Consider the following 1476-nt stretch of genomic DNA (forward strand, 5'->3'; position numbering starts at 1 on the left):
TCTTCCGCAGGCCGGCCGCGCCGGCGATCAGCAGTGCGCCGGTGAGCACGAAGCTCGCCGTCTGGATTCCGCCCGTCTCGCCGAGGGCGAGCTGACTGATCGCGTTCCGCGTGAAGTCGAACCCGTCCCGCGCGAAGCCCTGGGCGAGCCCGGCGGCCAGGAACAGCGGCCCCGCCGCCACGCCAGCGGCCACGGCACCGCCGACCGCCTCCGGGAGGATCACACGCGAGCCGGAACAGCACGCGGGGGCAGGGGACTGATCTCGGCCAAGTGTCTGGATTTCAGGTGATACGTGCGAGGGACAGAAGATCACTCTTGGGGATGATCCGGTCTTACCCGTTCCTCCAACACGGTTGAGGCGCAAGGGATTTCACCCGACCAACGAACGGGACCACGCGTATGAACCGTCTCGCACCGCTGCTCGCCGCCTCCGGTCTCCTGGCCGCCGCCCTTCCCGGGCTGGCGGCGCCCTCGGCATCCGCCGCCCCGGCCCCCGCGTACCTGCGGCAGACGCCGGCCTGGCACCGCTGCAGCCCCGACCGGCCGGCGGCGTACGAGTGCGCCACCCTCAAGGTGCCGCTGGACTACCGGCGTCCAGAAGGGCGGACCCTGGACCTCGCCATATCCCGGATGAAGAGCGAGAACCCCGCCAAGCGGCGCGGCGTCCTCCTCCTCAACCCCGGCGGCCCCGGGACCCCGGGGCTCTTCCGGCCGATCCGGACGGATGCCGAGATGCCCAAGGACGTCCGCGACCGCTACGACCTCGTCGGCTTCGACCCGCGCGGCGTCGGCGAGAGCAGCCCGATCGGCTGCGGTGACCTGAGCGAGGCGGAGGTGGGCGTCGGCGGGGCGTACCGGCCCGAGACCTTCGCCTCGGACGTGGCCTGGGCGCGCGGGATCGCCGACAAGTGCCGTGAGAAGTCGGGCGATGTGATCCCGTACATCACCACCCGCAACACGGCGCGCGACATGGACGTCATCCGCGCCGCACTCGGGGAGCGGACGGTCTCGTACCTGGGCTACTCGTACGGGACGTACCTCGGCGCGGTGTACTCGCAGATGTTCCCGGAGCGCACCGACCGGTTCGTCCTCGACAGCGGCGTGGACCCGGGGCGCGTGTGGCGCGGCATGATCCAGGCGTGGGGGACGGAGGCCGAGCCCGCCTTCGAGCGGTGGACGCGGTGGGCGGCGGAGCGCCAGGACACCTACGGGCTCGGGGCCACGCCGGAGGCGGTCTCGGCCACCTTCTGGGCGCTGGTGGCGCGGGCCGACCGGGACCCGATCATCCACTACGGGGAGAAGGTGACGGGTGACGACATCCGGGCCGACCCGTCGCTCTTCTTCGATCCCCAGGGTGCCTCGGTGGTCGTCAGGTCCCTCAAGGCATCGGCCGACAAGGTGCCCCAGCCGCCGGGCGGCAGCGGTCCGGGCGGTGTGGGACCCGGCCGGGTGGGTCTGGATGGTGCCGGTCCGTGC

Annotated in this window: 2 protein-coding genes; one reads left to right on the forward strand and one right to left on the reverse strand. The window is 72.3% G+C overall.

Annotated features, from left to right (window positions below; genetic code table 11):
• Positions 1 to 193 (reverse strand): DUF998 domain-containing protein (locus AB0O29_RS35875; RefSeq protein WP_365160627.1); only part of this gene is annotated, 193 nt, incomplete at its 3' end.
• Positions 194 to 399: 206 nt separating this feature from the next.
• Here AB0O29_RS35875 and AB0O29_RS35880 point away from each other — a divergent pair.
• A partial coding sequence (locus AB0O29_RS35880) for an alpha/beta fold hydrolase (protein ID WP_365160630.1) occupies positions 400 to 1476 on the forward strand: 1077 nt, incomplete at its 3' end.

The sequence above is a fragment of the Streptomyces sp. NPDC089915 genome (genome assembly GCF_040684675.1).
In the GTDB taxonomy this organism is placed as follows: domain Bacteria; phylum Actinomycetota; class Actinomycetes; order Streptomycetales; family Streptomycetaceae; genus Streptomyces.